General features: G+C 34.4%; 1 protein-coding gene. It reads right to left on the reverse strand.

Translation table 11 applies throughout. The annotated features are described in order from the left end of the window. Window positions 1-200: 200 nt before the first annotated feature. Window positions 201-1,427, reverse strand: coding sequence for an IS256 family transposase (locus tag CLLU_RS18445; RefSeq protein WP_106011211.1), 1,227 nt, complete (start codon window positions 1,425-1,427; stop codon window positions 201-203). Between the last annotated feature and the right edge of the window lie 112 nt (window positions 1,428-1,539).

Consider the following 1,539-nt stretch of genomic DNA (forward strand, 5'->3'; position numbering starts at 1 on the left):
GAGGGCGTCCACAGATTTGTGTAAAATAGAATAGACGGGATAAAATTTAATTGGAAATTACTATAGGAATATGAGCCTGTAGTAATTTTTATTTTTTAGGGAATAACTAATAATAGCGTGTTATAACTTTCTAATAATAGTATTGTTTGCAATAATAATATTATTATTCATTTTTATACAAAATAGTACAAGCTCTATAATTATATATACGGTTCTATTCTATCTTTAAACATTATAGTCAATTGGGCAAGTGTATTACCCCAATTAGGATAAGGTAATGTCCATTTCAGCATTATTTGCTCTGTTGCCAGGTACAGAGCTTTTAGAAGAGATTCATCCGTAGGAAATACTGTTCTTACTTTGGTGAATTTCCTGAGCTGCCTGTTGAAGCCCTCCAAAGCATTGGTAGTATATATTATTTTCCTTATATCCTGGGTAAAATCAAAATACGTAGATAGGTTTTCCCAGTTATTCTGCCATGACTGTACAACTACAGGATACTTATCCCCCCATTTATCCTCCAGTGATTGCAAAGCCTTGCTCGCCATTGTTTCATTAACTGCTTTATATACTTCTTTTAAATCTTTCATGAAAGTCTTGATATTTTTTGACGGTATATATTTTATAGAATTTCTTATCTGGTGTATTATACAGCTCTGTATGTTAACTTCAGGGAAAACTACTTTAATTGCATCTGGAAGTCCTTTAAGCCCATCCATACATGCTATTAAAATATCTTTAACACCCCTGTTTTTAAGGTCATTACATACAGATAACCAATATTTTGCCCCCTCCTGTTCACCGATCCATATTCCCAGTATGTCTTTATGGCCTTTTATATCGAGTGCCATACAAACATAGGCAGCTCTATTTACAATCCTGTGTTCCTCCCTGACTTTAAAATATAAGGCATCCATATATACTATAGGGTACATTGGGTCAAGGGACCTATTCTGCCATGCCAATACTGTATCCATAACTTTGTCTGTAATTTTGGATATCATTGCGGGAGATATATCCACCCCGTAAAGCTCATCTATTTCTGATTTTATATCGTCTACAGACATGCCTCTTGCATATAGGCCTATAACTTTTTTATCAAGTTCACTGCAGACTGTTTCGTATTTTTTCACTATCTTAGGTTCGAACCCAGACTTTCTATCCCTTGGTACATCTACTTTAACCGGGCCAAAACTGGTTCTGATATTTTTGGGACTGTATCCGTTTCTATAGTCTTTGTTTTCATCGGACAATCTTGCATATTTTTCCCTGCCCAGGTGCTCTTCCATTTCTGCTTCTAGAAATTGCTGTATTATGCCCCCAAACAGTTTCTGCATAAGTCCATTTTTACCTACTAAATCTTCCATACTGTTACATTTCTTTAACTCTTTTTTTAAATCAATGTCTGGTATTTCCAATACATTCATATTGAGTCTCCTTTCAAAAATTATTTATACTTATTATTACCACTATTACCAGTTATGTATACGTAAAAATAACGTACCTGGATCTGATTTACACAAATCTAGGTACGCTCCC

Origin of the sequence: Clostridium luticellarii (assembly GCF_002995845.1) — a bacterium.
In the GTDB taxonomy this organism is placed as follows: domain Bacteria; phylum Bacillota; class Clostridia; order Clostridiales; family Clostridiaceae; genus Clostridium_B; species Clostridium_B luticellarii.